1 protein-coding gene is annotated in these 1,779 nt (G+C 31.9%); it reads left to right on the top strand.

The window, feature by feature from the left end; translation table 11 throughout:
• Nucleotides 1–1,657: penicillin acylase family protein (locus tag Megvenef_RS09355; RefSeq protein ID WP_322777650.1), on the top strand; the 1,657-nt coding region annotated here is incomplete at its 5' end.
• Nucleotides 1,658–1,779 lie beyond the last annotated feature (122 nt).

Here is a 1,779-nt window from a genome sequence, read left to right as displayed (position 1 = left end):
AGACAAAAGTATATCAACATTTTTACCATTACCTACAAGCGAGGCATTTAAATATCTTGCACAAAATCAAAAAAATGAAGTAGTCTATTCTTCTTCTTTGAAACAGGAAAAATTTGGTATAGGAAGTAATCAATGGGCCTTAGAAGGTAAATTTACAAAAGATGGAAGATCTATTTTAGCTTGTGATTTACACTTAGATTTAATGGTACCTAACATTTGGTATCATGCTGGTCTTAAATATAATAAAAATGGTGAAGAAATTTTTGTTGTAGGTGCTACCCTACCTGGAACTCCTTTAATTATAGTTGGAAGCAATGGTCATGTTAGTTGGGGGCTAACTAATGCTGAATTAGATACTAGTGATTTAGTTCTCTTAGAAAGTGATGAAAAAATATGGCAAAGAGAAGAAATAATAAAGGTCAAAGGAGATAAGGATTTTTTAACTGAAATAGACCAATCTCAATGGGGTCCTGTTATACCTGGTACTTACTTAAATCATAGATTTGCGTTAAAATGGGTAGCCCATGATACCCAGGCATGTAATTTAGGTTTCATCGACCTAGAATCAGAAAAAGATGTTTATTCTGCTATATCAACTTCACGACATATTAAAGGTCCAATTCTTAATTTCATGTTTGCTGATAAGAGTGGTAAAGTAGGTTGGACTTTAGTTGGAACCTTACCTAAAAGAATTGGTTTCAATGGTGAATTACCAATTCAAAGTAATAGTATAGAAGCTAAAACTCTCGGGATTCAAAATACTAAATTATACCCAGCTGTATATAATACCAAAGAAGGATTTCTTTTTACGGCCAATAATCGTACACTTGATACTTCTTGGGAATCTATTATAGGACATGGTACTTATATTAACCCTATACGTGCATATCAAATTCAAAAGTCTCTAGGTACATTACAAACCTCAGAATTAGAAATGCTTAGATTACAATTTTCTGATGAAGCAATTTTCTTTAATCGTTGGCATACACTTATGCTTTCTTTAATTGAAGATAAAAATAGTTCTTTATATAATCTTATCCAATCTTGGGATAAACATGCTTCTAGCGAATCTAGAGCATATCCTTTAATCAGAGAATTCAGGCAAACTGTATTAGAAACATTCCTAATTAAAATTCTACAGCCTGTTCTAGACCAATATTCAGATTTTCCTCTTTCTATGTTTGATTTTGAAGAACCTATCTGGATGATAGTGAATTCTAATATTTGTGATGTGTTAAGCAAAGATATGGGATCTTGTCGATCGAAATTAAGTGATATTTTATACAAAATAAACATTAAGTATGAATTAGCCGGATACCCTACATGGGGAGAGATTAATCAAACTGTCATCCAACATCCACTTAGTAGTATCTCAATATTATTAGAAAAATTTCTGGATATGCCTAAAAATCCTAGTTCTGGTGATTTTTTTGTTCCTAAAGTTTTAGTTAAGAATGTGGGTGCTTCATTGAGAATGGTTGTTAAGCCAGGGGCAGAAAATGAAGGTATCTATCAATCTCCTACAGGTCAAGCTTCAAACCCTATTAGCCAATTCTATAGAGTTGGATATAAAGAATGGGCGAGTGGACAGAGTTTTCCTTTAACAGTAATAGTTAAAGACTCAATAGGACAAATAAGACTTGTACCTGGAAAATAACATCAAAAATTACACAGTTTTAGTTTCTTACAATACCTATTATTTAGTCTCTCCGTCAAAACTCTAAATTTTTGATATAATTTCAAGAATTTCAAAAATAAATCACCGCACATTCATTTTTT

The organism is Candidatus Megaera venefica, assembly GCF_034554655.1.
Taxonomy (GTDB): Bacteria; Pseudomonadota; Alphaproteobacteria; order Rickettsiales; family Rickettsiaceae; genus Megaera_A; species Megaera_A venefica.
The sequence above is the reverse complement of the archived record's forward strand: the minus strand, read 5'-3'. Positions and strand labels throughout refer to the sequence as shown.